The sequence below is a fragment of the Bradyrhizobium sp. CCBAU 11434 genome, assembly GCF_028128895.1.
Taxonomy (GTDB): domain Bacteria; phylum Pseudomonadota; class Alphaproteobacteria; order Rhizobiales; family Xanthobacteraceae; genus Bradyrhizobium; species Bradyrhizobium zhengyangense.
Genome location: NZ_LBJX01000081.1, coordinates 40,472 through 65,584 on the forward strand (window position 1 = coordinate 40,472; position 25,113 = coordinate 65,584).

The window sequence follows — 25,113 nt, forward strand, 5'->3', positions numbered from 1 at the left end:
AGGTGAGCCTCGGCGCGACCAACATGCCCTCCAAGGTGCGATGGACTGCAGCTCCCTCGTGGCGGCGGCCGATCGCGTGCTCTAGGCCGCCAAGGACAGCGACCGCGATCGACTCGTCACGGCGATCGTAGAACTGACCGGCCTCCGGACGCCCTGCGTCCTCATCGACCGCTTCCGGGCCGGCGGAGCGGTTGCGGGTGGCGATACCGCGCGGATTCGGCTCACGTCCACATCGTTTCGCGCCTTATCGACTTTGTAAGAGCCTGGTGCACAACCCGGCAACCCCATCTCCGAATCGAAACGCGTTCGGTAGTCGGGCGGGCATGGCCGGAAACAAGGTAACGGCGGTACGCTTAGGGCTGGGGAGACAATCGACAGTCCGGGACTAACCAAGCCGCCGCGCCCAGCCGGCGGTTTCTTTTTTGACCTCGATATCACCTCAGGAGGCGTTCGCCCTCGCCCGTTCGCGCGCCTCGCGACGACGTTCGCGGCGTTCGCGCCGCCGCTTGGCACGGTCAGTAGGCTGAGGCAGGGGAGGAAGCTGGTTTGGAGTGACTATCGGAGCCGTAGCCTCCTCGACGAAAGGCGCCTGAATCGGTTCGGGCGCGGCGGGGCGAGCCTCCATGAACTCGAGCACTGCCCTCCCATTGGCCGTGATCTGCCATCCGCCGCTGATGCGTTCGACCAGCCCTTGTGAAAAGATGTCGAGATCCGGAACCCGGGCGGCGAGGCGCTTGGTTCGATCCGCCCATTCGCGGCCACTGGTCGCCAGGATGGCCATGTCGCGCTTGAGGTCTTCCATGAGGGCGAAGCCGTCCGAATAGCTCACCAGGATCTTCAGCACCGTGACCTGGAAATTCACGCCCGCCTCGACCGATCAGCGCGACATCGTGGGTGCGCGCGAAAGGGCATCACGGCCTACCTGCCTGAGTTCTTCCAGCGATACCTCACCTTTGGTAGCAGCCTCCAGTATCTTTGAGGCAACATGGGTACGCGCTCCGATCTCGCGGTGCGAAACGCTCTCGCAAACTTCGTTTAAGACCGCGCGCATAGCGCAGTAGTTGTCGGATCGAACATGAATGCCCCCAGAAGGGAAGACCCCATCATAGCCAACATTTCGCGTGCCGCGATTCAAAAATGTTAACGATTGCGATAGGCCAGTTGGTCTGACCGACCTTTTGGAAATTGGCTCGACGGTGGACTTACCTTGCAATATCGGGCAATTCGTAAGGCTATCTTCGAGATCAGGAAGTCGCGTGTCGAGACCTCACCGAGTCTATAGGCAGGTCGTTCTTTCGATGTCGGTAGTCATGCTCCTGGCAGCTGGCGCCGCGGCCCAGGAGGACAAGAAGACCGACGACGACAAGCCGGCCGATCCGGACACGGGTGAGAGCACCGTGGAGGAAAAGACGCTCGGCATTCTGCCCAATCCGCTGCAGAAGTACGGCGTGAAGTTCGCGGCCACTTACATAGGCGAGGCGTTTGGTAACGCTACCGGCGGCCTGAAACAGGGCGCTATCTACGAAGGTCGCCTCAACCTCGCGGTGGATGTCGACCTGCAGAAGCTCGTCGGCGTCGACAAGCTCACTTTTCACGCCAACATGTTCCAGATCCATGGCGACGGTCTATCGCGCAGTAATCTTCAGAACTTCTTCGTCGTCAGCGGCATCGAGGCCTTGCCGTCGACGCGACTTTACGAAGCCTATTTCGAGAAGCAATGGGGCGCAAAGAAAGTCTCGTTGAAAGTCGGCCAGCTTGCCGCCGACAGCGAATTCTTCAACACCAAATATACTGACGTGTTCACCAACGCCTCGATGGGTTGGCCCGCGATCACCTCGCTCGATCTTCCCAGCGGCGGACCGTCGCCACCTTTGGCGGCTATGGGCGCAAGGCTGCTGGTCAACGTGACTGACCAACTTTCGCTTCTGGGCGGGATCTTCGACGGCGACCAAGCCGGACCCGGCTCAGGCGACCCGCAGCAGCGCAATCGCTACGGCGTGAATTTTCGCGTCAACGATCCGCCGTTGCTTCTAGGTCAAATCCAGTACGCCTGGAACAACAAGAAGGGCGACCCGAACCTGACCGGCCAGGTCAAGTTGGGCGGCTGGCGCCATTTCGGCTCTTTCGCCGATCAACAGCTCGCGTCTAATGGCGTCTCGTTCGCCGCTCCCGGCACTAGCGCGGAGCCTCTATTGCTGGCAGGAGATATCGGTGGCTGGGCAGTGTTCGAGCAACAGATCTACCGGGTGCCTCACAGCGACGATCGTGGGATCGGTCTCTTCGCAAGGGCCGCTGGCGCGCCCGCCGATCGCAACCTGATCGATCTCTACGCCGATGCCGGCCTCGAGTTCATCGGCCTTCGCGACGACCGGCCCTACGACAAATTCGGGATCGCCGCGGGTTGTGCGCATGTCTCAAAACGGGCGCAGGCGCTCGACGCCGACTACCGGACGTTGGTCAATCCAAGCTGGCCGATCCGAAGCTTCGAAGGATTGCTGACGGCCGTCTATCAGTATCAGATCAGGGATGGCTGGACGGTACAGCCGAACTTTCAATACATCGTCCACCCCGGCGGTGGAGCAACATTACCCGTCGGCCCGCTGGCGGGGAAGATTCTCAAGAACGCTTCGGTGTTCGGCCTCAGGACCACACTCAAGTTCTAGAGCGGTTCACAGATTTATTGAATCGGAAGGGATTCCGGAGCTGGGGCGAATATGATTCAAGATGCTGGCTGGGCTGGAGGCCAGCATCCGATGGTCCGACCAATTTCCAACGATTTACGTAAGCGCGCGGTATCCGCCGTTTCCAAAGGTGAGAGCTGCCGATCTGTGGCGGAACGGTTTGGTGTTGCGGTCTCGTCAGTTGTGAAGTGGTCACAGCGTTATCGAACGACCGGCTCGGTAGCGCCCGGCAAGATGGGTGGCCACCGTAAGCCTGTGCTTGATCCGCACCGCGCCTTCATCGTCGAGCGGATCACTCAGACGCCGCACCTGACGCTGCATGGTCTGAAGGCGGAATTGGCAGCCCGCGGGGTCAAGGTCTCACACAATGCGGTCTGGCTGTTCCTGCGCCGGGAAGGGCTGCGGTTCAAAAAAAACACTGTTCGCCCTCGAACAGGCTCGCGCCGACGTCTCTCGTAGGCGCTTGCGTTGGCGATCCTGGCAGGCCGGGCTCGATCCGGGCCGGCTCGTCTTCATCGATGAGACCTGGATCAAGACCAACATGGCCCCTTTGCGAGGCTGGGGACCCAAAGGGGCTCGCCTGCGCGGCTTCGCTCCGCACGGTCACTGGCGTACCCTCACATTCCTCGGCGCGCTCCGCCATGACAAACTCACGGCACCCTGCGTCTTCGACGGCCCAATCAACGGTGAATGCTTCCGCGGTTACGTCAAGCACATCCTCCTGCCGACCCTGCGCCAAGGCGACATCGTCATTCTCGACAATCTCGGAAGCCACAAGTCGAAAGCCGTCAGGCAGATGATCAAGGCGGCCGGCGCCAGGCTCTGGTACCTGCCGCCATACTCGCCCGACCTTAACCCGATTGAACAGGCTTTCTCCAAGATCAAACATTGGATGCGGCAAGCTCAGAAGCGCACCATCGAGGACACTTGGCGCCACATCGGTCACCTCGTCCAGGACATCCAGCCTCGCGAATGCGCCAACTACTTCGCCAGCGCCGGTTATGCTTCAATCAAAATGTGAAACGCTCTAAGACGACGAGCCCATGAACATCGTGGCGACCATGCCAACGATGCAGAGAGCCATCGCGGCGGTCGCCGCCCAGCCCAACCAGTACAAGGGCCCGGTGACGACAAGCTTGCCCATGACCTTCGGTCGCCGGACGAGCACCATCAGAAGGACCATCACAGGCGCGGCCAGCACTCCGTTGACCACAGCGCTCCAATAGAGGGCTTTGATCGGATCAATCGGGGTGAAGTTGAGCCCGATACCGCAGAACCCCGAAAGTGCCAGCACGGAGTAGAACGCGATGGCCTCCTTCGGCTTACGGGACAGACCGACCTTCCAGCGACGCCCTTCGCCAATGGCGTATGCGGTTGAGCCGGCCAGGACAGGGATCGCCAACAGTCCGGTCCCGACGATGCCGAGCGCGAAGATGAGCTCGGCGAAAGGACCTGCGATCGGCTTCAAGGCTTCCGCCGCTTGCGCCGAACTTTCGATGTCGGTCTTGCCTTGGGCGTGAAGCGTCGCCGCGGTCGTCACGATGATGGAAAGCGCGATGAGGTTTGAGAAGGCCATGCCGATCATCGTGTCCAGCCGGATACGCCGGAATTCTTCCGGTGCGTCAGACGAATCCTTCTTTAAAGGCTTCTTGTCGGCGTCGATTCGCTGCTCCTCGGCTTCTTGCGACGACTGCCAGACGAAGAGATAAGGCGATATCGTCGTGCCGAGAATGGCGACGAGCGTCGTCAAAAACGCAGCGTCCCAGCTTACGCGGGGGATTAGGACGCCCTTCAGCGCCTCCTCCCAAGGCACCTTTACGACGGCGAGAGCGATCACGTACGCGAACAAGCTAAGCGTCAACCACTTCAGCACGGACACGTACCGGTCGTAATTGAAGAAGATTTGGGCGAGGACCGACAGAGTGCCGAACAGCACCACGTAGGCGATGCCGGGACCTCCGATCAAAAGCTTCAGCGCGTCCGCCATCGCGCCGAGATCGGCGGCGATGTTGATCGTATTGGCGACGAAAAGCAGTCCCACCAGACTCCAGACCCAAGCTGCGCCGAAGTTCCGGCATACATTCCCCGCGATGCCGTGGCCGGTCACTCGCCCTATCCGTCCGGAGATCTCCTGGATCGCAGCCATGAGGGGGTAAGAGAGCAGCATGGTCCAACCGATGCCGAACCCAAGCTGCGCGCCGGCCTGGCTGTAGGTGCCTATCCCGGACGGATCATCGTCGGACGCGCCGGTGATGAGGCCTGGTCCCAGCGTCGAGAGAAAGTTGCGGACGCGGAACGTCTTTCGCCTCTGAACCTTCGGTTCGATCGCCGCATCCATTCGAATGGTTCTCCAAACATTCTGGGACAGTCTCTCATGCGCAGAACTAAGTCATCAAAGTGCTCGCCCGCCCGGGCGCTCGGCCAAGGAGGGAGGATCGAAGGCTGCTAGTGTCCGCGTCGCTCCGGGTAGGGTAGGTTCCGAACGGCGCCTGATAACGGGCTGGAACCCCCGACGTTCCTTAGCCGGGAGCGGCGAGATCTGCTTGCGGACTTGCTGGTAAGGGCGGCCTGATAGTGTCACGATGTGCTATCGACAAATCCGGGGGTGTGTCATGCGATCGCAGGTCCGGCTTCCCGATCCGATCGCCGCCGTCTTCATCACGGAGCAGCTCGCCGACCGCCAGACTGCCGCGCCTGACTTCCTGCGCGAAAAACTTGCCATTCAGAACCTTGCTGAGGTGATGTCCGACCATCCGGATGAGGTGCTGCCCCGGCTGGTCAAACTCGGCATGGAAATCTGCGGGGCTCACTCCGCCGGCATCAGCATCTTCGAGCCGGAAGTCGGCCAGTTCCGCTGGTACGCGCTCGCGGGCGAACTGGCGACCTTCGACGGCGCGACGACTCCGCGGAATTTCAGCCCCTGCGGGGTCTGCCTCGATCTGGCCCAGCCCATCCTCATGGAACATCCAGAACGTGCCTACGACTGGATCCGAGACGCGGGAATCACGGTGCCCGAGGTGCTGCTCGTCCAATTGACCATGAAGGGGGCGGACGCGGCTTCAGCAAGCCGGTGCAGACCATATTACGCTGATGAAAGGGGAACGCCGTCGACGGCGATGCCACCCGGACCTTGAAAAGATGCCGCTCGGCACACGCATCGTACGCGGTCGTCGAGCTGACGGGCCTGCGGACGCCCTGCGTGCTCATGGATCGCTTCAGGACCGGCCTAAAAAGGCAGGTCGTGTGCCGATAAAAACGGACCCTGCATTCAGATGCGGCGTCATGGACGTGGTGCGAGCGGGCGGACAAGTGGCAGAGTCATCCTGCCTGATGGATGTCAAAAACGCTTCCTTCGCTATAGCCCCGTGGCAAGCCGGAGGAACCAAGCCGCTACACCTCCGTTGGAGCTGGCTTTTGAGGACAGGTCCATGACGAAGGGTGACGAACTCCACTGCGGCGCTCCCCGGAACGCAGTCCATCTCTGCGTCGACATGCAGCGGATGTTCGCGGGAGGTACGGATTGGACGATGCCGTGGCTGCCGCGCGTCCTGCCGAACGTCGTCGCGATCACCTCCGCCCATCCCGAGCGGACAATCTTCACGCGCTTCATCCCGGCGCAAAGCCCAGGCCAGGGCGCCGGCATGTGGCGGCGCTACTACGAACGCTGGAGTTCGATGACTATCGACCGGCTCGGGCCGGAAATGGTCGATCTGGTGCAGGAGCTCGCCCGCTTCGTCCCGCCCGCGCGCACTTTCGACAAGTACGTCTACTCGCCTTGGACAGGGAGCGGCCTGCATGCGCAACTTCGCGAAGCCGGCGTCGAAACCGTCATCGTCACAGGCGGCGAAACCGACGTTTGCGTCCTCGCAACCGTATTGGGCGCGGTCGACTGGGGCTTCCGCGTGATCCTCGTCGTCGATGCGCTTTGCAGCTCCGCCGACGAGACGCATGATTCCATGATGAAGATCTACATGAACCGGTTCGGCCAGCAGGTGGAGTGCGTCACGACCGAAACGCTTCTCGCCAACTGGCCGGCCGACGGCCGGGCTAGGTCCCTCTGATGAACCGTTCCTACGTCGTGCAGATCCTCGTGCCGAAGGAGACCGGCAAGGGCGAGCCGGTTTCCAAGGAATGGTTCGACAAATTCCTGCAGAAGCTGACCGACGAGTTCGGCGGGGCTACCAGCTACATCCGGGCCCCTGCAAAGGGCCTGTGGCGCAGCGGCGACACGACCGAGCGCGACGATATCGCGGTCGTCGAGGTCATGGCCGCGAAGCTCGCACCGGAATTCTGGCGGTCCCTCCGCGAGCGGCTCGAACGAGAGCTCTCGCAGGAGGATCCAATCAAGAGGAACGCCATGGGATCACCAATGACATCAAGACGCTCCATGCTCCGGTGGAGTTCTTCGCATTTTGACTGCGGACATCGCAGCCGTATCAGGATGGCTGCGATGGAATGCTCGGATCGAAAACGTCGTGAAGTGCACATTTTGAGTAATTTGAGCCGATTCTCTCGCCCTGCGAATTTAATCTTCGATAGCGAAACCGTTTCTGGACTATGGTAGTCTGTGTTCTATCACAGCCCGGTCCGTGGCTTTTATCTGTGATGAGAACGCCGGTAGCGCTCCCGCCTTCCTCGAAGGATAGGAGCGCGCCATGGCAAGTCGGCGTCGTTTCAAGCAAACAAGATCGCTCAAAGATCGGCTCGCGTCGTTCGCCAAGGATGCGCGAGAAAAGGCGTCGTCTCTCCCGCCTGGCGCAGAGAAAGACGAGCTGCTTCGCAAGGCGGGACAGGCTGACACCACGGCCCGCGCTGCGATCTGGATCAATTCGCCTGGCTTGCAGCCGCCGAAATAACGTGAAGGATTATCAAGCCTCCATTGAAAAGCTTCGCAAGGATGCTGCCGAGGCGGCGCTGATCCGCGACTCGGCTATGGATGAAGCAAAACGTGAAGTATTCAATCGTCTATGGGAGCACCTCAATCGTCTCGCTGATGAATGAGCAGGCGCTCCGAAAGGGGCAGACATAAGAGAAAAGGATCTACCCAAAAGCCTCTTGCTCAAAAGGAGCCCGAGGGGCTGAACGACTTTCGAGAGTTGGCCCGCGAGGGCATCGAGGAGCAGCGCGAGCAAGCGCAACAAGGCTTCCGGCGAGTTCATAGGCGTCAAGAAGCCCGCGAAGGGCAAGAAGGCTGCCAAAAAAATACAAGGGCGTGCGGGTCGAGAAGAAGGCCGCGAAAAGAAGAAGGCGCGACGATAGGAACGGACGACACAGGCGCCGGTTGAGCGCAACAACTCTGGAGGTTCGCCGTGAAAATAGTCCCGTTGATAACAGCAGGCCTGATCGTCCTTTCGACTGCCGGTGCCTCGGCGCAATCAGGCGGCGCTCCGAGCGGACGAGGAGCGGTGACCGGTGATCCCGCGGCCAGCTCGACAGCGCCGAACGCGGATCCGCGCAGCACGACTGGCATGTCACCAGGCTCGCGCAGCGGTAGCGGCACGTCCACGTCCGGCGGGAAGGATGACAACGGCGATCAGGGGCGAGACAGAATGCCGGACAGCAATATGGCAGTAAGGCCGCAGAGCGATCAGCCGCAAAAGCCGCACTGACCCCCGATAGGAACGAGGCTGGCACCCAGCCGTTGGTTCCTTGAGGTGCTGGCATCTCCGCCCCCTGAGATGTCGGTACTGAGAGCCCCGTGGCGCCGCCGCTGCGGGGCTTGTCTTTTAAGGAGCCTACGATGAGTGACCGTACAGGCAATGAACCTTCGCCGTTGATTATTTTCGGCATCGCGATCGTCCCCATCATTGCGGTATTGGCGTGGTTCGCTTTCTGATCGCGACATTCAGCCCCATTCGGGCGCTAAATCGCGCGAGGCACCTATGAAGATCGACCTACCTGGTGATTTCTCACATTATACGCAGATGACATCGTCCGCTCAGCAATTCTACAAAGAGGCGGCGGCCTGCCGCGAAGAGGCATCTCGAAGCCTCAACGCTGTCGATCGCGAGGGCTGGGCAAAGCTTGCCCGCGAATAGGCGGAACTCGCGCTCGCGGCGGAGCGTGGCCAGATTTTCCGTCGGCGGTAGGGTGGCTGCATCCCAAGGACGTGCTACTTGCTGGATTGAGCTTCCGAGCGCAGCCCCTTCAAGGGGCCGATGGCCGTAAGCGATGCCGCCGGGATTCTAGCGTCGTGGGCGAATTTCGCGAGTGTCGTGAATGTTGCCTCGCCGGATTCGAGGATTGCGACGCGTGCTTCCGAGCCCGCCTCGTCCGATAGTTGGGCGCTCGTCTCATGCCCCGCTGCGCTGGGTGTGCCGACCTTCCTTGACCTCTTCCACGATCTTGGCGCAGAAGGCCTCGAGATCGCCCGGGTTGCGCGAGGTGATGATGCCCTGGTCAACGACGACCTCTGCATCTTCCCACTTCGCACCGGCATTCGCGACGTCTGTCTTAATCGACCTAAAGGACGTCATTTTGCGACCTCTTGCGATTCCGGTCTCAATGAGAAGCCATGGGGCGTGGCAGACGGCCGCCACGACCTTCTTGGCATCAAAGATATCCTTGATGAACTTCAGCGCCTTGGGCTCGACGCGCAGGAGATCCGGATTGATCTGCCCGCCAGGCAATACGATCGCGTCGTAGTCGGCGGCCGACGCCTCGTCGAGCGTCTTGTCGACCTTCACGGGCCGACCCCAATCCTTCTGGTCCCAGCCCTTGATCTCGCCGGCGGCGAGCGACACCACATCGACCGTCGCGCCAGCTTGCTTCAGGCGCTCTTGCGGCACTTCCAACTCGGCCTGCTCGAAACCGTTCGTGGCGAGAATGGCGATCTTTTTGCCGGTCAGATCCATGGGTCCAATCCTTCATTTCGGGGTTTCCTCCAACAATCGATCGTCTCGAGCATCGTTCCTGAAAAGCTGGATCGGGCGGGAATTATGACCCGACCGTCGCGGCGACGGTAGAATTGAAAGCAGCAGGAGAGTTTCGCATGGCCGACAGGTTCCACGGCAAGGTCGTTGCAGTCACTGAAGGGGCTTCCGGCATCGGAGAGGCGACAGCGCGCCGCTTCGTTACGGAGGGCGCGAAAGGCGCTGGTCGACCGCGAGGAAGCCTCACTCGAAAAGGTGGCCAGAGCCTGCCTGCCGACCAGGTCACGGTTCAGACGGCCGACGTGTCGGATTCGCGTGCCGTCGATGGAATGGTCGCGGCCGTCGTCCGCCCCTTCGGACGGCTAGACGTCATCGTGAACAACGCCGGCGTCCGTGAAGATCCCGCTTCAATCACTGACGAGAAATGGCGGAAGGTCATGTCGACCGACATCGATGGCGTGTTTTATGGCTGCCGCGCGTCGCTGCGCACCTCGAAAAGACCAGGGGCGCGCTCGTCAACACGGCGTCGGTCTCTGGGATCGGCGGCGATTGGGCATGAGCCCATACAACGCGGCGAAGGGCGTCGTGGTCAATCTGACGCGTGCCCTCGCCCTGGACCTCGGCAAGAAGGGCATCCGCGTGAACGCGGTCTGTCCCAGCCTGACGGGAACCGGCATGACGGAAGATATGATGGACGACAAGAAGCTGCTGGCAAAGTTCGCCGAGCGGATCTCGTTGGGTGGCGTCTGCGAACCGCAGGAAGTCGCCGCGGTCATCGTGTTCCTGGCAAGCGACGACGCGAGCTTCATGACCAGTGCCAACGTCGCGGTCGACGGGGGCGTATCCGCCTCCAATGGACAACCGCCTCAGGAATAGCCGTCGAGCGTCGTCCACCGTTCTACTTTGCGAGCGCCGTGTCGTCGAAGCGTGCGTAGAGGGTGCTCGGTCCTGGGTACACTTCGACGCACCCGGCCTCCCGCAGCGAATGTTCGGTAAATCCGCCGCAGAGGACGCCGATCGTCGGGATTCCGGCCTTGCGGGCCGCGATGGCATCGTACGGCGTGTCGCCAATCGCGACCGCTTCGGCTCCTACGATGTCTAGCTTCTTTAGCACGACCTCAAAGATGTCCGGGGCTGGTTTGGATTCGTCGACGTCTTCTGAGGACGTCGCGACGTCTACCAAACCTGAGATGGCCGCGATGTGGAGGTACTTCTTCAGTTCATCCTTCTTCGCCGAGGAAGCCACGGCGATGCGGAGACCGGTCTCGCGGACGCGCTGCAGGAGTTTCGGAACAGCCGAGAAGGGACGGACAAGGGGCAGATAAGTCGACTTGAACCAATTGCCGCGCCACTCCTCCAGATCTCTGCCGTGTTCATTCTGCTGCTGCTCGGACAGAAAAACGGGAATCAGCTTATCGCCGCCTTTCCCGATCTGGCTGCGCACTTGCTCGAAGGTGACGTCGTGACCGAACTTGACCATCGCTTCTTGCCAAGCGAGCGCGTGGAGATCGACCGAGTCCAGAAGCGTGCCGTCAAGATCGAAAATGGCTGCTTTAGGCAATTCGAGATCCTCCATGACTAAAACTATCGAGCGACACGTACCACTCGGCGTAGCGTGTGTTCTTCACCCATGCGCCGGTTGAGGTCTGGAGCGCCGTCGTTCCAACATAAGGTCCACGGTCGCCCAGCGCGCGCTTGGCATCGTCGACGGCTCGACGCGCGGCGGATTCCGCATTCGGATCCGACGACGGCCTCGCGTCTCGATCGCTCCGGATCTCGTTCCGCTGAATTGGCGGAGCCCGGTCCTACCCTTCCTTCAACGCCAACTTGACCTCACGCACCGGCCAGCTTTCGCCCCCGCGATCACGCGGACCTTTGCGTCTCCGCCGACCAGCTGAGAACTCAGATCATCGTTGGCCGGCATGACGACGATTTCCGTCTCGGGCTTCGAGTTCAGCGCCAGATCGAGATCGCCGGGGAAATTCGCCAGCGCGAGCCATCCTCAAGCTCGACGAGGTGGCTCTCGGAGTGCGATCTGATCTTCATGGCGCGGCCCAGAGGTGCCCCGCGCTACTTCTGCCCCGATGGAGCCTGGGCGTTCGAATTATTCGGGTTTTGCTTATTGGCTTCGTGATGTCCGACCGCGCATCCCGCCGCAGCGCCAAGTTTGCCATGGCCCGCCATGTGGCCAGCGACGCCGCCAACGATGGCGCCCTTGATACATCCTTTGGCTTCCGCCGGTGAAGCCAGCGCGAGCACGGACAGGCAGGTGATGACCAAGATTGTTCTCATGATCGTTCTCCGATTTGGCGACGTTCGGAGAATCAAGTCGCATGGGGGATCGTCGTTCCGCTCGGGCAGCCGGTGGTCGCTGATTGCACGGTTCGCAGCCCCGGAACCTCCCATTCGTGCCTCGCTGGGGAAATTCCTGAATCCCGAAATCCGGTTTTCCTCAGGACGGCGGACTCGGAAACGCGCGCGCGGCAAAAGGCCGGCACAGAGTCTGGGGCTTGGACGGTGGCGCTGCAATCCTCTCCGAGTCGAAGCGGCCCCGTGCGTGCTCCCGAGAAAAAGGGAACCTTAACCCACCGGTCGCAACGTCATCTCAACGCCGACGGGCGAACCACAGTCCCAACACGAAGGCCGTCAGCGCGGACGCTTTCGTCATCGCTGCGGTTTCGCTGGCGTCCATGCCGTCCTCCTACGTCTAACAAAGCAAGCGTCTTGGGACCCACCGGTTCCTGGCCGACTTGCGTTATCCCCGGCGCTTGGTTTCCTTACGGTCGCTTCCACTGCCTGTTGCCCGGCCCTCGCAAGTGGAGGGGGTGCGAGCAATCGACCGCGAATAAGAACTGTCGATTGCGGCTCTCGGACGTTGACGGAACGTGCGGCGGTCGAGGCAAGAGACTGGACTGGCCCGCTGCCGCGAGCGTCGGCTGTCATCGTTGTTGAGGAATTTTGAGCGCTCCGCGACGCCGATCGCTTAACGTGCCTAGCCTAGGCAGATAGCCGCACGACATTGGCCGCCACGATCTTGCGATAGTTGTCAATCACGTGACCCGAATGCCCGCCTTGAATGAGAATGTTGCGGGCTTCCGCCATCGCGTTGACCTTTTCGTTCACCATCAGGAACATCTCTTCAGATGTGCCTTTCCCGGCCGCGATAAGCTTCAGGCGCATGTCGATGACCTGCATGGCGTCCATCATCAGCGTCAGGGCGGGATACCAGAAAAGCATTTTAGAACTCCGGGCCCAGATGTTGAGCCGATTGGCCATATGTCCCTAACCAAGCATACGGCAAAACGGTTGTTCCTAAGTCAGACCTGGCACTCCGGGACGGTATTCTTGGGCGCGAGCTCCGAGCAACGATCCAGGCACGTGGGCTGTCATCAGGAACGACACGTGCCGCTCTCCATTATCGGACGGAGGGAAACGTGGTGTCATCATCGAATGCCGACCGATTCACAAGCAAGGCGGAGGAATGTCGCCACCTGGCGGCACGGGCCGGAAGCGAAGCGGACAAGAACGCCTGGCTTCGGCTCGCTGAGGAGTGGGAAAGGCTTGCCGAGCACGCGTCTCAGGGACGGGGCATCTTCGACAGGTACGATTAGCTCAGGAATAGTCTGCCAGACATGGAGAACCTTGTCGCCTATCGTAGGCTGCTCGGGCTATCGACGATGAGAGGCATCATGTCGCGGCGCTCATCATGAGTGCCTTAGCGAGTGGTCGGCGAGGTCGGGCCAAAGCAGGGCCCGCGCTGCGGATCGGTACGGCCGGGTGGAGCATCGACAAACGCTATGCCGGCGGACTTCCAGCACCAGGAAGTCATCTCGAACGCTATGCGCGACGTCTAAACGCCGTCGAGATCAATTCCTCTTTCCGAAGAAGGCACAAACCAAGGACATACGAGCGCTGGGCGAGTTCGGTGCCTGAAGACTTCAAGTTCTCTGTGAAGCTCCCGGAAGAAATCACCCACGATCGGGGCCTGGTCGGCTGCGATGAAATCCTGAAAATCTTTGCGGCTGAAAATGCGGGCTTGGGATCGAAACTCGGGACGTGGCTCATTCAGCTGCCGCCGAAGCTCGCATTCGACGCGAAGACATTCGACAGCTTCTTCGACTTGGTCAACGGATGCAGCGATGCCATGGTCGCGGTCGAGCCGCGGAATGCCACTTGGTTCACTGAGGAAGTCGAAAGCAGATTGATTGAACGACGCGTCGCGCGGGTGGCAGCGGATCCCGCTAGGGTGCCGGGCTCCGGAGAGCCAGGTGGTTGGCGCGGTCTGGCCTATTTCCGTTGGCACGGGTCCCCCCGCATGTACTATTCCGACTACGACCGCCAGGCCCTTTTCTCACTGGGGCGGCGTCTCGAAAGCGCTCGCCTTCGGGGAGCCGAGACGTGGTGCATCTTCGACAATACGGCGGCTGGGGCCGCATTGGGAAATGCTCTGGAGCTATCGTAGCTGTGGCGATGTTTCAGAGCTCGGGACCACGCAACCCGTTCCGGAATGACCAAAGAGCCAAATGAATCAACCGACGGGCAAGGAACGGGCTGTTTCGTAGGGACTTTCCCATGTCGGAGCTGCCGCGGCTTTCGCGAGCGCCTAGGGAGGTCGCATGAACAAGCTGGTCAGCTCCGTAATCGGACGAGACATCGCAGATGGCGGCTTTGTTCGCGTTCGCGGAGCTCGAGAGCATAATCTCAAGGACGTCTCGGTCGAGATTCCTCGCAATGCGCTCGTGGTGTTTACCGGCGTCTCCGGATCCGGAAAGTCGTCCTTGGCTTTCGGGACGCTGTATGCAGAGGCCCAGCGTCGCTACCTCGAGTCAGTCTCGCCGTATGCCCGGCGGCTTTTTCACCAGATGGCAGTGCCCGAGGTGGATTCAGTAGAGGGGTTACCACCCGCGGTGGCATTGCAGCAGCAGCGCGGCTCGCCGACCACGAGGTCGTCCGTCGGCAGCGTGACCACGTTGTCCAATCTGCTGCGTATGCTCTATTCTCGTGCCGGCGACTATCCGCGCAAGCAGCCCTTGCTTTATGCGGAGTCGTTCTCGCCGAACACGCCCGAGGGTGCCTGTCCCACCTGCCATGGCATCGGCCGGGTCCATGAGGTCAGCGAACGCACGCTTGTGCCCGACGACTCCCTCACCATCCGGGAACGGGCCGTGGCCGCATGGCCGACGGCCTGGCAGGGCCAGAACCTCCGGGACATCCTGGTGACCCTTGGCTACGACGTGGACCGGCCATGGCGCGAGCTTCCGAAGCGGGATCGTGACTGGATCTTGTTCACTGATGAACAGCCGACCGTGCCGGTCTACGCCGGATACACAGCAGCCGAGACGAAGCGGGCTCTGAAGCGCAAGGAGGAGCCGAGCTACCAAGGCACCTTCACGGGAGCCCGAAAATATGTCCTGCAGACCTTCGCCACGACGCAGAGCGCAATGATGAAGCGACGGGTATCGCGGTTTCTTTCGAGCGCGTACTGCCCTGTCTGCGGGGGTAAGCGGTTGAAGCCGGAGGCTCTGTCGGTCACCTTCGCCGGGATGGACATTGCTGACATCTCGCGGTTGCCGCTCAAAGGCTTTAACGAACTTCTGCGATCGCATGCGCTCAGTGGGGGCGCCGCCTCCGGCGACCATCCCGAAAAGGTTTTGGTGGTCCGGCGGATCCTCGAGGACATGCTCGCGCGCCTTGACGTATTGCTCGATCTCGGGCTCGGCTATCTGACGTCGGAACGTAGCACACCGACGCTGTCTTCGGGCGAACTGCAAAGGCTGCGCCTGGCGACGCAGGTTCGATCAAATCTGTTCGGTGTCGTGTACGTACTGGACGAGCCTTCGGCTGGTCTGCATCCGGCGGATACCGAGGCGCTGCTGCGCGCGTTGGACCGTCTCAAGGCTGCCGGCAATTCGCTGTTCGTCGTCGAACACGAGCTTGACGTTGTCAGGCGAGCGGACTGGATTGTCGACGTCGGGCCGGGCGCCGGAGAGCACGGCGGCCAGATCCTGTACAGCGGACCGCTGTTGGGCCTCGCCGACGTGAAGGCGTCGCGAACGCGATTATATTTGTTTGGTGAGGCCGAGAAGCGCATCAGAAAAACGCGTTCAGCAGCCAATTGGTTGAAATTGCGGGGAGTGGCCCGTAACAATCTTGATAGCGTCGACGTGGACATTCCCCTTGGCGTGTTCACATGCGTCACTGGAATATCAGGATCGGGAAAATCCAGTCTCATAAGCCAGTTCCTGGTGGACACGATCAGCGACGGCCTGGGCCAGCGCGTGGACGTCATCGACGATGATGACGGTCTCGAAGCCCCGATTGAGACCCTGGGTGGGGAGATCACCGAAGGGTTCGACCAGATCAAGCGTCTCGTCGTTGTCGACCAGAAGCCGATCGGGCGCACGCCCCGGTCGAACCTTGCAACCTACACAGGCCTGCTGGACCACGTCCGCAAGCTCTTTGCATCCACGAAGCAGGCGCGCGTCAGGCACTACGATGCCGGCAGGTTTTCGTTCAACGTCGCGAAAGGGCGATGCGAAACCTGCCAAGGTGAGGGCTTCGTCTGTGTCGAGTTGCTCTTCCTTCCCAGCGTTTATGCGCCTTGCCCGACCTGCAAGGGCGCTCGCTACAACGCCAAGACGCTGGAGATCAAGATTCGCGGCAATTCGATCGCCGACGTGCTTAGAATGACCGTCGACGGAGCGTTTGAGTTCTTCTCCGCCGACGAGTCGTTGCGGCGATCGCTGGGTGTCCTCAGCGAAGTCGGCTTGGGCTATATCCGGCTTGGCCAGTCTGCCACGGAGCTGTCGGGAGGGGAGGCGCAGCGTGTCAAGCTTGCCACCGAACTACAGCGGGCTCAGCGAGGGGGTACGATCTATGTTCTGGACGAGCCGACGACAGGGCTGCATCCGTCGGACGTGGCGAAGCTGATGAAGCAACTTGGCGGGCTCGTTGAGGCTGGAAACACCGTCGTCGTCGTCGAACACGACATGTCTGTCGCCGCGGCCAGTGACTGGATCATCGACATCGGCCCGGGGGCCGGCGACGAGGGCGGCAAGATTGTTGCGGTAGGTACGCCGGAGCAGGTTGCAGCCGACTCTCGAAGTCGAACGGCGCGGTATCTCGCTGATTGCATCGGCGGCTCGCTCGATCGAGCTTGAAAGGGTGTGGGTTCGGGCTTAGAGGTATTACCTGCCTGCGGCTTCATTTGGTGGAAGAGAAAGCGTGGGCGTGTCCAGCGAACTCCCGCAAGAGCCAATGTGAGCGCGGTATATTGGGCTATCGCCGTGGACCGCGCGGCTTCGAGGTGCTGCTGGTTCACCCTGGCGGTCCATTCTGGCGCAACATGGACGAGGGCGCTTGGTCGATACCGAAAGGAGAGATCGACGGTTCGGCCGAAGAGAGGGCCCATCGCGAATTTGCCGAAGAGCTCGGCCCCGCAACCACGATCGGCTCGCTAGAAGGTCTGGGAGGGGTCCAGCAGCGCGGGGCAAGCGCGTAATCGCCTTTTACGGTGAGGTAGACTTCGATGCGACAACGCTATCGAGCAACACCTCGAGATCGAGTGGCCGCTCAGGAGCGGTCGGCGCCAGTCCTTTCCGGAGATGGATTGCGCTGAATGGCCCGATCTGGAAACTGCGAGGTCGAGGATTCTGTCCGGCCAGGCTGAGCTCATTGATAGGCTCGCCGCAGCGTCATGGCGCTCTACTAACTATAGTGTCCATTGCAGTCCGTTCGACTGGCGACGCCGAGGGCTTCAAGACCATCGCGATCATCCTGGCGCAAGCGGGTCCCCGGTGAGCTATCCCGACGGTTTCGCGGCAATGGCCGATCTCAAGCGGGATATGGCGATCCTTGCGACCAGCGGCAGGGACTGGATCGAATGGACCAAGCGCATGGCGGCTCGCGTCCCCGACCTGGACATCTTCTCGCAAGGATTGATCGAGCGCTTGAACGGCGGCTGGCGCGTCAGCGAGAAGGGGCGCGCGATCCTTGCTATCAAGGAAGCACGGCCGTCCGATTCGGCGACGCGTGGCGAATCTGGTGTAATCGAGCAACCAATAGAGGGCGCTCCCCGACTTGCTGCCTCGGTACGGCTCGGGCGGCCCAACCGCCAACAGCGACGCCAAGCCGCTCGAGAACGGGCCCGCGCCAAGACCTCCTAATTGAAAGACTCCCCGATTGCTTCAGCGGCGCGGGCGGCGTTCCACCCCCAAAAGACAAACGGCCTGTCCAATCATCGGGCAGGCCGTCCGAGCGAAAGTCACACGTGAGTTCAGGAATTACTGCTCGGTGCAGACCTTAGTGGTCTTCACGGCTGACTCCGCTTCGGTCTTGGTCTTGTAAACGCCGTCGCCTACCACGGTCGTGGTGGTGGTCGTGGGCTTGGTGTCCACGACAGTGCACTTCTTGGTCGATGCATCGCGCACAACGTAGAATTCGGCGGCGCTGGCGGCCTGGGTGGCGAAGGCGAAGGCGGCGAGAGCGCCGCACAGGATCAGCTTCTTCATGATTTCTCCTCCAATGGTCTCTTAGTAGTCATCGCCAACGGCATGGTGGGCCGGAGGTTCCGCTTATTCCCGATGACCATACAGGCGAGCAGCAGTGAGTTAGCAGGAAAGCGCCATCATTTCGGAGGGAACAACTGCCGAAAATTCCCGTTGATTCCGCAGCCGCTAATGCTGCGGCCGATTGCGGGTGATGATGCCTCTGCTTAGATATTTTTTGTTCACCGGGAGCGTCCTACTGGCGCTGCTTTCCGTCGCCGATCGCTATCTTCCGCCGTCGTCCGAGACCGTCGCGCCGATCGACGTCGACCGCTCCATCATCCGGATCCGCTCGGCGCAGCATCTCCCCGAAAAGATCGTGTTCAACACTGCGCATCCGCCCGTCGTCGTGGCAGCCGCGCCACTCGTGAAGGATCCCCGCGACGACAATCTTAGGCGGTCGGTGGCGATGGCCACGGACGAGGTCTCTTCGCCGGCCGGACCGTCGCGAATATCGGCGGCAAAAGGAGTGCCGCAGCGTCACGCGGTCCACCCCCAACGCCGAGTCCGGAAGGAGCCCGAGCGTAGACTGGTTGCAGAAGATCGCGGATTGTTTGGCGCATGGTGAATGAAACGAACGTGGAAGGCGGGCGAGCCCCCCGCAACGAGGTCGTTGTGATCGGGATAGGCGGAACGAACTTTAGGAGAGAAATATGAAAGCAATCGGAGTGACTGCGGCTGTCGTGCTGAGTGCGATGGTGACGCTTGCGGGGCCAGCGTCGGCAAGGTTGGGAATGGCGCCATCATCTGCCCCGCAGGGCGAAACGGTGATCCAAGTCCGCGGGGGCGGACACGGCCTTGGGCACCATGGCTGGCATGGCGGACGCGGGCATCATTACGGCTGGTTCAGGGGCCGCGGCAACCCGCATCGCTATCGTTGACGAACCACCGTGACAGAGGCGCCGCAGCGCGTGCGCCTCTGCCACGGGCGCTTGGAGAGAAGCGAAGCAACATGGATCAGAAGAAACCGCTCAAACAGGTACTGTCAGATATTCGATCAACCGGCGCGCAAAATCCACCCGCGGCCACTTCGTCAGCGAACTTCGAGCATCTGAGCGACCAGAGCATACTACGTCTGTACGAAAGCATACGCCATCAGGTGGAGGCCGATAGAGCGATGGGCGGCAGGTATCGCCTGGTCGGAGAGGCGGCCAAGACGAGAGCGCAGGTGCTGCGGGCCGCATTACTGCAGCGTGGACTGCAATTCAAGGAAATCCAATGGTAGCAGGAAGAAGTCCGCCCGCTCTTCACGCGCCGTAAAGGTCGATCTCCACGGCGATCCGAATGGTTTCTAGTGTCTTGAATCTGAAGTTCAGCGGACTCCAAATCGACTCGAAGATGGCGGACTCTCCCCTTTTGGGGAGGATTGGTTATGGGTCGACGCTTTGCTCCGCTGGAACTGGATGAGGTTGAACTCACAGAGTTGAGGTCGTTAGCCGCGCGCCGAAGCACGGCCCAAGGCTTGGCGCAGCGGGCTCGGATCATCTTGGCCTGCGCTGAAGGCGAGCAGAGCAAGGTAGTTGCGGCCCGCCTGGGTATCGATCAGGACACGGTCGGCAAGTGGCGCTGGCGCTTCGCCGAGCATCGGCCTGAAGGTCTTTGGGACGAGCCGCGATCGGGAACGCCGCGCACGATCGAGGATGCCCGGATCGAAGCGGTAATTGTCCGCACCCTTAAGACGAAGTCGCCTGACGCTACCCACTGGAGTTCGCGGGGTATGGCGCGGGCCAGTGGGCTATCAGTCTCAACAGTCCAGCGGATATGGCGTGCCTTTGGCCTGCAGCCGCATCGGTTGGAGACCTTCAAACTCTCAACCGACCGCGACTTCGTCGCCAAGGTGCGTGACGTCGTCGGCCTCTACGTGGCTCCGCCCGAGCCTGCTATCGTGCTGTGCGCCGACGAGAAGTCGCAGATCTAGGCGCTGGACCGCAGCCAACCCATGTTCCCGATGCGACCTAATCAGGCGGCGCGACACAGTCACGACTACAAGCGGCACGGCGTCACCTCGTTGTTTGCCGCGCTCGACATTGCAACAGGGCGGGTCATCGGCAAGTGCTATGGACGCCATCACGCCAAAGAGTTCCGCAAATTTCTCGATTCGAAGCCGTTGTTCCGGGCGATCTGGACGTCCATCTCGTCATGGATAATTACGCAACCCACAAGACGCTGCTAATCCGCAACTGGCTGGCAAAGAGGCGCGCTGGCACGTGCATCTGACGCCTACAAGTGCGTCCTGGCCCAATCAGGTCGAACGCTTCTTTGCCCTCATCACAGAGCGCAAGATCAGGCGCGGCATCTATCGCAGCGTAGCGGCGCTACGGGCCGAGATTACGTCCTTCATCGAACTTCACAACGCAGACCCACGGCCGTTCCGTTGGACCAAATCAGCCGACGACATTCTCCGCTCAATCGAACGCTTCTGCGCTTACAACTCGCCCGCGAAGGTCTAAAATGCCACGAACTTTTGGTTCAGGAAACTAGCGCCGAGTTTGGTTTTGAGCATGGACGTCGAATTGGCCGCCGTCTTGTAGGAAACGCCGAGTTCTGAGGTGACTTCCGCGATCCGGCGACCTCGCTCCAACAGATGTCAGAGAAGCAACGGTCTGCTCCCAAAGGCGAGAGGAGATGAAGCGCTCTCCCGCGCCGCTGCGCCAGTTCGGGTCCGGATCGATCGGAAGACCAGTGTCGATCACGGTCACGTCGGAATGCTTCCTGCAAAAAGCCAAGATAGCCGGTATTTGCTGCGGACGCTTCCGAATCGGGACGGAAGCGTCCGCAGCAAACAGGGATCAGCAGCCCCATATGACCACTCGATGATCATCGAGATCAATACCTGCACGATCGTCGTCCTATGCGTCAAGAAGGGCTTCGGAGGGAGAATGTCGAACTCGATTGGAGTTTCCTGGTAACGGCAGCCAATCTTTGAGCGGTCCAGGACGCATTCTTAGCATTCTTCTTCAAGAGACGTCCCCTCAACTGGAGCGATCGCAGCTTCTGAGCCGCGCGTCCTCGGCATGATGGGATTAAGCTTCGGCGACGAGGGCGACTTCCATCATTGAACCTGGCTTCTACGCAATCTCGTCTCGCCCATTAGTTTTCCGGGAAAAAGTGGAAACCTTGGCCGTGGCAGGAGTTGCCGTCGACCAGTGTTTGACGGAGCCGGAAGATGGTCGACGACATCCCGCTGAAAAAAGCCGTGGATACCGTGTGGTCCCTCTATAGAGCGAAACATCGCGACATCGATGCTGCTGACAGCCGTCGCTGTTTGATGGAACGTCATCTTCAAGGAAGGTGCGAGGCGCGCGTAAACGAGGTCGACGAACTCACCGGGTTCGGCCTTGCGTACCTCGACCGTCTCCCAGACGAATGTTGAGGCTCATGGAGACCTTCGCCAAGCGAATTGCCGAGGGCACCGCCCGACCGGAGTGGACGCTCCTAGCAATCTCCGAACTATTATCGATTGCCGTCGTGCTGCTGCTCCGATCGTTTTTTCCGGTTTAGGGGCATTCATGCGCATAGCTCAGCTGGCCCCCCTTGCCGAGAGCGTTCCTCCCAAGCTCTACGGAGGCACCGAGCGGGTCGTGGCTTGGTTGGTGGACGAACTGGTCGAGCTCGGACACGACGTTACACTCTTTGCGAGCGGCGATTCCAGGACGAAGGGCCGGCTCCATCCGGTATGGCCGCACGCTCTGCGCTTGGGGCGTCAGGGCGTCGATCCCAACGCGGCTAGCGCGGTGCTGCTGGAAGCCATCGCCAAGCACGCAAAGGATTTCGACGTGATCCACGCGCACATCGATTGGCTGCCGCTTCCGCTGCTGAGCCGTCTTGATGTCCCCTTTCTGACAACGATGCATGGGCGGTTGGACCTTCCGGGCCTTGCCGACGTCGTAAGACAATTTCCCGGGGCCGGTTTCGTCTCGATATCGGACAATCAACGCGTGCCGCTCCCAGAAGCGAACTGGATTGCCACCATTAGGCATGGCCTACCGTCCAACCTGTTCAAGCCGTCTTTCAGCCCTGGATCCTATCTCGCCTTCCTCGGCCGCCTCACCAAGGAGAAAGGCCCTGAGGATGCGATCCGGATCGCGCGGGCGACCGGGCGCCCGCTGCGCATCGCCGCCAAGATCCCACGTGGCGAGACCGGATACTTCAAAAAGAGCCTCGAACCGCACATCGACGGCCGCGCGGTCCAACTTGTGGGAGAAGTGAACGACGCCAAAAAGCAGCCGTTCCTCGCCGACGCCGCGGCCCTCCTGTTTCCGATCGATTGGCCAGAGCCTTTCGGTCTCGTCATGATCGAGGCGATGGCCTGCGGAACTCCCGTGATCGCCTACCGATCCGGGTCCGTGCCCGAAGTCGTCGAGGACGGCGTGACGGGTTTCATCGTCGAAAACGAAGACCAAGCGGTAAGGGCGGTTGGTGACCTTGGCCGTCTGGACCGGCGCACGGTGCGCGCCCGCTTCGAAGCGCAGTTCGCGGCAGGCCGAATGGCGCGAGATTATGAACGCGCATACCGCAATCTGATCGCCGCATCGAGCGCCAAGGAAGCCCGTTTTCGCGAGGATCCGGACTCATCAAAGCCATGAAAAGGTAGGGCCATGTGGTTCAAAAAAGCCAAGCTGGTTGCCGTGCTGCTGATGGTCGTGGCCCGGCCGGCGTGGAGTGCCGAGATGGGGTCCGCCGCCATCGATGCTGCCGAACCGACGAACAAGACCTTATCGAACACAAAGCCGACGCCGGCGGGGGTTCGCCTGCAGGTGCTGCTCGACCGGGCCAAATTTTCGCCAGGCGAGATCGACGGAAGGTTCGGCGAAAACGCCAAGAAGGCGCTGAGGGCCTTCGCGGAAGCGCACCAGCTGTCAAGCTCGGACATTCCGACTGATGACGTCTGGAACGCACTCCACCCCGATGATCGGCGGGTCACGGCAAATTACACCATCACGCAGCAGGATATCGCCGGGCCGTTTCTGAAAAAACTCCCTTCAAAGATGGAGGAAATGAAGGACCTGCCGAATCTCGGCTTCACCAGCCCGCGAGAAGCATTGGCCGAGAAATTCCATATGAACGAGGAACTACTGTCGGCGCTCAATCCCGGACGTCGCTTCGACCGTGTCGGAGAGACCATTGTCGTCGTAGATGTCGGCGGTGAAGAAGCCGAGGCGTCCTCGAAAGCGGACAGGGTCGAAGTCGACAAAAGCCGTCAGACGGTGAAGCTGTTCGACAGGTCGAATGCGCTGATCGGCTTCTACCCGGCAACGGTTGGAAGCGAAGAGAAGCCCTCGCCGACCGGGACCTTGAAGGTGACCGAGATCGATAAGAACCCGACCTACCGGTACAATCCGGACTATCATTTTAAAGGCGTCCGCTCCCGAAAACCTTTCACCATCAGGCCAGGTCCCAACAACCCGGTGGGCACGATGTGGATCAACCTTTCCGCCGAAGGATACGGGATCCACGGCACACCGACGCCGGGCAAGGTTTCGAAGGCGGAATCCCATGGATGCGTCCGCTTGACGAACTGGGATGCGGAGCGGGTCGCCGCACGCGTGGCGAAAGGTACAGTGGTCGCTTTCCTAGAGAGTTCCGATCGAAAACAGAGACCTTGAGCTATGCCGGGGATATGGGAGCTTTCCTCACATCAAGAGGCAACTGCCACAATTTCCCGAATGGAACATCGCGACTTTTGGAACGTTCGCCCCGGTCGTTTTTCGAACGTCGAAGGAGTCGAGAATGCGTAGAAATCTGTTGCTCTCCACCGCGGCCATCGGGCTCATGCTGTCGTCCGGTCTCGCTTACGCTCAGTCGTCGAGCGATCGAAAAGAAGAACCGAGGCGCGCCGAAGAACCCGCCAAGGGTGCCGTGCAACGCGGCCAAGAATCGACCCAAGAGCGTCAGCCGAGCGCGCAGTCGCGCGGCGAACGCGCGCAGGGCCGCGAGGAGCAGGGCCGTCCCGACACGGCGGAGCACAATCTGCCCAAAGGCAGCGAACAGGCCAGGGATTCTCGGGAGTCGCGTGAACCGAAACGTGACGCCGAGAGGGCGAAGCAGGGTCGCGAAGACAGCAAGTCCAGCGCCGAGACGAGGGAGAACTCCCCGACTCAGAAATCCGCAGCAGAGACGGAGAAATCCAAGAGCGGAGCCGCCGGCCAGCAGAAGGAGCGGGCGGGCGCGGCGAACCAGAGCGAGCGGAACCGGCCGACCCGGAATTCTGCGGAGAAGCAGCCCTCCGAACAGCAAAGCCGCCCGTCGACTGCGACGGATACGAACCGCCCCGCCTCGACCGGCAATGCGCAAAACACTTCGCCAGCGGGCGGCGCTCAGACCAACCAAGCCACTCGGGAAAACGGAGTGCAGGGCGATCGGCAGGCCCGGACCACGCCGGAAAAGCAGGTGCGCTTGTCGGAAACGTTCAGTCGTGAAAGGCTGGCCGCACCGGAACGCGATCTGAACATCTCGATCCGGGTCGGCGAGGCGGTGCCCGAGCGTGTCCGCCTGAATCGGCTTCCGCCCGAAGTCGTGTCGATCGAACCGGAGTATCGCGACTACGAATACTTCACCACGGACGACGACATCGTCATCGTAGAGCCCGGCACGCATCGGATCGTCAGCCAGGTGCCTCGCGACCCCTCACGCGCGCGCGCCGAAATGAACGGAGGATCGCAGTCCAGCGGAGCAAGCACGACGGTGGCCGGCGGCAACGTGAATTGCAAGATCATGCGTCGTGATGCATCAGGAAACGTCGTCGAGGTCGAGCCTTCGACGGTCGGTTCCAGCGCCCGCTCCGATTCGTTGAGCGTGACCGTCCAGCTTCCAGGCGGCGGTTCGTCAGGGCCGATCGCTTTGGGAGCTCCCTCCGGCGATGTCGTGGTCGCGACCCAAGGGCAAAGCGACTGCACGGTAACGCTCGAGCCGCAGACACGGTAACGGCAATCCTCATTCAAGCGGCCGTCCCTTGGTGACGGCCGCTCCATCTGAACGGCGGTTCCTGTCGGACAGGATTTCGTTCCGTCGAAA

The 25,113-nt window shown here is 61.1% G+C and carries 26 protein-coding genes and 3 pseudogenes; 21 read left to right on the forward strand and 8 right to left on the reverse strand.

Annotated features, from left to right (window positions below):
* Window positions 1–439: 439 nt before the first annotated feature.
* Both XI06_RS17825 and XI06_RS17830 read right to left on the reverse strand, forming a co-directional pair.
* Window positions 440–862 carry a hypothetical protein gene (locus XI06_RS17825; RefSeq protein ID WP_028150871.1) on the reverse strand — a complete coding sequence of 141 codons (423 nt, stop codon included), beginning with the start codon at window positions 860–862 and terminating at the stop codon, window positions 440–442.
* Between the two features lie 15 nt (window positions 863–877).
* A pseudogene (locus tag XI06_RS17830) lies at window positions 878–1,077 on the reverse strand (hypothetical protein).
* Window positions 1,078–1,298: 221 nt separating this feature from the next.
* On the opposite strand from XI06_RS17830, the gene XI06_RS17835 reads away from it, so the two are divergent.
* On the forward strand, window positions 1,299–2,663 hold the full coding sequence (locus XI06_RS17835) for a carbohydrate porin (protein WP_237873172.1): 1,365 nt from the start codon (window positions 1,299–1,301) through the stop codon (window positions 2,661–2,663).
* A 90-nt stretch (window positions 2,664–2,753) separates the two neighbouring features.
* A protein-coding gene (locus tag XI06_RS17840; protein WP_271606012.1) for an IS630 family transposase occupies window positions 2,754–3,702 on the forward strand; the annotation gives its coding sequence in 2 pieces (ribosomal slippage) (window positions 2,754–3,089 and window positions 3,091–3,702; 948 coding nt in all).
* Between the two features lie 6 nt (window positions 3,703–3,708).
* Here XI06_RS17840 and XI06_RS17845 read toward each other — a convergent pair.
* Window positions 3,709–5,019: an NRAMP family divalent metal transporter gene (locus XI06_RS17845; RefSeq protein WP_028150869.1), complete on the reverse strand. Its 1,311-nt coding sequence runs from the start codon at window positions 5,017–5,019 to the stop codon at window positions 3,709–3,711.
* 274 nt (window positions 5,020–5,293) lie between these two features.
* Here XI06_RS17845 and XI06_RS17850 point away from each other — a divergent pair, with 274 nt between their 5' ends.
* The 5 genes from XI06_RS17850 to XI06_RS17875 all read left to right on the forward strand — a co-directional run bounded on the left by XI06_RS17850 (window position 5,294) and on the right by XI06_RS17875 (window position 8,719).
* A complete protein-coding gene (locus tag XI06_RS17850; RefSeq protein ID WP_237891506.1) occupies window positions 5,294–5,815 on the forward strand; it encodes a hypothetical protein in 522 nt (173 codons plus the stop codon).
* 294 nt (window positions 5,816–6,109) lie between these two features.
* On the forward strand, window positions 6,110–6,742 hold the full coding sequence (locus XI06_RS17855) for a cysteine hydrolase family protein (protein WP_237891505.1): 633 nt from the start codon (window positions 6,110–6,112) through the stop codon (window positions 6,740–6,742).
* Window positions 6,742–7,245 (forward strand): hypothetical protein, encoded by a 504-nt coding sequence (locus tag XI06_RS17860; RefSeq protein WP_237891504.1) that lies wholly within the window; start codon window positions 6,742–6,744, stop codon window positions 7,243–7,245. Before XI06_RS17855 ends, XI06_RS17860 begins: the two co-directional genes overlap by 1 nt.
* A 293-nt stretch (window positions 7,246–7,538) precedes the next feature.
* Window positions 7,539–7,682 carry a hypothetical protein gene (locus XI06_RS17870; RefSeq protein ID WP_237864895.1) on the forward strand — a complete coding sequence of 48 codons (144 nt, stop codon included), beginning with the start codon at window positions 7,539–7,541 and terminating at the stop codon, window positions 7,680–7,682.
* Window positions 7,683–8,563: 881 nt separating this feature from the next.
* A complete protein-coding gene (locus XI06_RS17875; protein ID WP_237891503.1) occupies window positions 8,564–8,719 on the forward strand; it encodes a hypothetical protein in 156 nt (51 codons plus the stop codon).
* A gap of 255 nt (window positions 8,720–8,974) precedes the next feature.
* Here XI06_RS17875 and XI06_RS17880 read toward each other — a convergent pair whose 3' ends face one another.
* Entirely contained in the window at window positions 8,975–9,535 is a 561-nt protein-coding gene (locus XI06_RS17880; protein ID WP_028150865.1) for a type 1 glutamine amidotransferase domain-containing protein, read from the reverse strand.
* A gap of 137 nt (window positions 9,536–9,672) precedes the next feature.
* Between XI06_RS17880 and XI06_RS17885 the strand changes: the two are divergent.
* Both XI06_RS17885 and XI06_RS17890 read left to right on the forward strand, forming a co-directional pair.
* Window positions 9,673–9,999 (forward strand): annotated as a pseudogene (locus XI06_RS17885) (SDR family NAD(P)-dependent oxidoreductase); the annotation flags it as partial.
* A gap of 109 nt (window positions 10,000–10,108) precedes the next feature.
* Window positions 10,109–10,429 (forward strand): SDR family NAD(P)-dependent oxidoreductase, encoded by a 321-nt coding sequence (locus tag XI06_RS17890; protein ID WP_271606011.1) that lies wholly within the window; start codon window positions 10,109–10,111, stop codon window positions 10,427–10,429.
* Window positions 10,430–10,451: 22 nt separating this feature from the next.
* Here the strand turns inward: XI06_RS17890 and XI06_RS17895 are convergent, their stop codons facing one another.
* The 3 genes from XI06_RS17895 to XI06_RS17905 all read right to left on the reverse strand — a co-directional run bounded on the left by XI06_RS17895 (window position 10,452) and on the right by XI06_RS17905 (window position 12,790).
* On the reverse strand, window positions 10,452–11,129 hold the full coding sequence (locus XI06_RS17895) for an HAD family hydrolase (RefSeq protein ID WP_237891502.1): 678 nt from the start codon (window positions 11,127–11,129) through the stop codon (window positions 10,452–10,454).
* Between the two features lie 494 nt (window positions 11,130–11,623).
* The gene (locus XI06_RS17900; protein WP_164935702.1) at window positions 11,624–11,845 is read right to left on the reverse strand and encodes a hypothetical protein; all 222 of its coding nucleotides are present in this window, start codon (window positions 11,843–11,845) and stop codon (window positions 11,624–11,626) included.
* A gap of 705 nt (window positions 11,846–12,550) precedes the next feature.
* The gene (locus XI06_RS17905) at window positions 12,551–12,790 is read right to left on the reverse strand and encodes a hypothetical protein (RefSeq protein WP_164935701.1); all 240 of its coding nucleotides are present in this window, start codon (window positions 12,788–12,790) and stop codon (window positions 12,551–12,553) included.
* Window positions 12,791–13,259: 469 nt separating this feature from the next.
* Here XI06_RS17905 and XI06_RS17910 point away from each other — a divergent pair, with 469 nt between their 5' ends.
* The 4 genes from XI06_RS17910 (at window position 13,260) to XI06_RS17925 (ending at window position 17,718) form a co-directional block, all read left to right on the forward strand.
* Complete coding sequence (locus tag XI06_RS17910; protein ID WP_237891501.1) at window positions 13,260–14,015, forward strand: DUF72 domain-containing protein; 756 nt, start codon at window positions 13,260–13,262, stop codon at window positions 14,013–14,015.
* Window positions 14,016–14,169: 154 nt separating this feature from the next.
* On the forward strand, window positions 14,170–16,713 hold the full coding sequence (gene uvrA / locus XI06_RS17915; protein WP_237891500.1) for an excinuclease ABC subunit UvrA: 2,544 nt from the start codon (window positions 14,170–14,172) through the stop codon (window positions 16,711–16,713).
* Between the two features lie 113 nt (window positions 16,714–16,826).
* Window positions 16,827–17,054: an NUDIX domain-containing protein gene (locus XI06_RS43500; protein ID WP_312016861.1), complete on the forward strand. Its 228-nt coding sequence runs from the start codon at window positions 16,827–16,829 to the stop codon at window positions 17,052–17,054.
* A gap of 322 nt (window positions 17,055–17,376) precedes the next feature.
* Window positions 17,377–17,718: a hypothetical protein gene (locus XI06_RS17925; RefSeq protein ID WP_237873171.1), complete on the forward strand. Its 342-nt coding sequence runs from the start codon at window positions 17,377–17,379 to the stop codon at window positions 17,716–17,718.
* A gap of 117 nt (window positions 17,719–17,835) precedes the next feature.
* Here the strand turns inward: XI06_RS17925 and XI06_RS17930 are convergent, their stop codons facing one another.
* Window positions 17,836–18,063, reverse strand: coding sequence for a hypothetical protein (locus XI06_RS17930; RefSeq protein ID WP_128962293.1), 228 nt, complete (start codon window positions 18,061–18,063; stop codon window positions 17,836–17,838).
* A 190-nt stretch (window positions 18,064–18,253) separates the two neighbouring features.
* Between XI06_RS17930 and XI06_RS17935 the strand changes: the two genes are divergently transcribed.
* The 8 genes and pseudogenes from XI06_RS17935 (at window position 18,254) to XI06_RS17970 (ending at window position 25,023) form a co-directional block, all read left to right on the forward strand.
* Window positions 18,254–18,667, forward strand: coding sequence for a hypothetical protein (locus XI06_RS17935; RefSeq protein WP_237873170.1), 414 nt, complete (start codon window positions 18,254–18,256; stop codon window positions 18,665–18,667).
* A gap of 85 nt (window positions 18,668–18,752) precedes the next feature.
* Window positions 18,753–18,980: a hypothetical protein gene (locus tag XI06_RS17940; RefSeq protein ID WP_128962291.1), complete on the forward strand. Its 228-nt coding sequence runs from the start codon at window positions 18,753–18,755 to the stop codon at window positions 18,978–18,980.
* 71 nt (window positions 18,981–19,051) lie between these two features.
* The gene (locus XI06_RS17945; protein ID WP_128962290.1) at window positions 19,052–19,324 is read left to right on the forward strand and encodes a hypothetical protein; all 273 of its coding nucleotides are present in this window, start codon (window positions 19,052–19,054) and stop codon (window positions 19,322–19,324) included.
* A gap of 147 nt (window positions 19,325–19,471) precedes the next feature.
* Window positions 19,472–20,549, forward strand: a pseudogene (locus XI06_RS17950) (IS630 family transposase).
* A 716-nt stretch (window positions 20,550–21,265) separates the two neighbouring features.
* Window positions 21,266–21,472, forward strand: a complete 207-nt coding sequence (locus tag XI06_RS17955; RefSeq protein WP_128962289.1) for a hypothetical protein — start codon at window positions 21,266–21,268, stop codon at window positions 21,470–21,472.
* A gap of 136 nt (window positions 21,473–21,608) precedes the next feature.
* Complete coding sequence (locus XI06_RS17960; RefSeq protein WP_128962288.1) at window positions 21,609–22,685, forward strand: glycosyltransferase family 4 protein; 1,077 nt, start codon at window positions 21,609–21,611, stop codon at window positions 22,683–22,685.
* A gap of 12 nt (window positions 22,686–22,697) precedes the next feature.
* Entirely contained in the window at window positions 22,698–23,705 is a 1,008-nt protein-coding gene (locus XI06_RS17965; protein ID WP_237873111.1) for a L,D-transpeptidase family protein, read from the forward strand.
* Window positions 23,706–23,829: 124 nt separating this feature from the next.
* Window positions 23,830–25,023: a DUF1236 domain-containing protein gene (locus XI06_RS17970; RefSeq protein WP_237873110.1), complete on the forward strand. Its 1,194-nt coding sequence runs from the start codon at window positions 23,830–23,832 to the stop codon at window positions 25,021–25,023.
* Window positions 25,024–25,113: the final 90 nt, after the last annotated feature.

Bases quoted from the DNA above. Each gene is read 5' to 3' on its own strand.
- XI06_RS17900 (WP_164935702.1), bottom strand. From the start codon at position 11,845: ATGAGAACAATCTTGGTCATCACCTGCCTGTCCGTGCTCGCGCTGGCT.
- XI06_RS17905 (WP_164935701.1), bottom strand. From the start codon at position 12,790: ATGCTTTTCTGGTATCCCGCCCTGACGCTGATGATGGACGCCATGCAG.
- XI06_RS17850 (WP_237891506.1), top strand. From the start codon at position 5,294: ATGCGATCGCAGGTCCGGCTTCCCGATCCGATCGCCGCCGTCTTCATC.
- XI06_RS17860 (WP_237891504.1), top strand. From the start codon at position 6,742: ATGAACCGTTCCTACGTCGTGCAGATCCTCGTGCCGAAGGAGACCGGC.
- XI06_RS17910 (WP_237891501.1), top strand. From the start codon at position 13,260: ATGAGTGCCTTAGCGAGTGGTCGGCGAGGTCGGGCCAAAGCAGGGCCC.
- XI06_RS17835 (WP_237873172.1), top strand. From the start codon at position 1,299: ATGTCGGTAGTCATGCTCCTGGCAGCTGGCGCCGCGGCCCAGGAGGAC.
- XI06_RS17925 (WP_237873171.1), top strand. From the start codon at position 17,377: ATGGCCGATCTCAAGCGGGATATGGCGATCCTTGCGACCAGCGGCAGG.
- XI06_RS17890 (WP_271606011.1), top strand. From the start codon at position 10,109: ATGAGCCCATACAACGCGGCGAAGGGCGTCGTGGTCAATCTGACGCGT.
- XI06_RS17880 (WP_028150865.1), bottom strand. From the start codon at position 9,535: ATGGATCTGACCGGCAAAAAGATCGCCATTCTCGCCACGAACGGTTTC.
- XI06_RS17845 (WP_028150869.1), bottom strand. From the start codon at position 5,019: ATGGATGCGGCGATCGAACCGAAGGTTCAGAGGCGAAAGACGTTCCGC.
- XI06_RS17955 (WP_128962289.1), top strand. From the start codon at position 21,266: ATGGTCGACGACATCCCGCTGAAAAAAGCCGTGGATACCGTGTGGTCC.
- XI06_RS17965 (WP_237873111.1), top strand. From the start codon at position 22,698: ATGTGGTTCAAAAAAGCCAAGCTGGTTGCCGTGCTGCTGATGGTCGTG.
- XI06_RS17970 (WP_237873110.1), top strand. From the start codon at position 23,830: ATGCGTAGAAATCTGTTGCTCTCCACCGCGGCCATCGGGCTCATGCTG.
- XI06_RS17930 (WP_128962293.1), bottom strand. From the start codon at position 18,063: ATGAAGAAGCTGATCCTGTGCGGCGCTCTCGCCGCCTTCGCCTTCGCC.
- XI06_RS17875 (WP_237891503.1), top strand. From the start codon at position 8,564: ATGAAGATCGACCTACCTGGTGATTTCTCACATTATACGCAGATGACA.
- XI06_RS17940 (WP_128962291.1), top strand. From the start codon at position 18,753: ATGAAAGCAATCGGAGTGACTGCGGCTGTCGTGCTGAGTGCGATGGTG.
- XI06_RS17945 (WP_128962290.1), top strand. From the start codon at position 19,052: ATGGATCAGAAGAAACCGCTCAAACAGGTACTGTCAGATATTCGATCA.
- XI06_RS17895 (WP_237891502.1), bottom strand. From the start codon at position 11,129: ATGGAGGATCTCGAATTGCCTAAAGCAGCCATTTTCGATCTTGACGGC.
- XI06_RS17855 (WP_237891505.1), top strand. From the start codon at position 6,110: ATGACGAAGGGTGACGAACTCCACTGCGGCGCTCCCCGGAACGCAGTC.
- XI06_RS17935 (WP_237873170.1), top strand. From the start codon at position 18,254: ATGATGCCTCTGCTTAGATATTTTTTGTTCACCGGGAGCGTCCTACTG.
- XI06_RS17960 (WP_128962288.1), top strand. From the start codon at position 21,609: ATGCGCATAGCTCAGCTGGCCCCCCTTGCCGAGAGCGTTCCTCCCAAG.
- uvrA (WP_237891500.1), top strand. From the start codon at position 14,170: ATGAACAAGCTGGTCAGCTCCGTAATCGGACGAGACATCGCAGATGGC.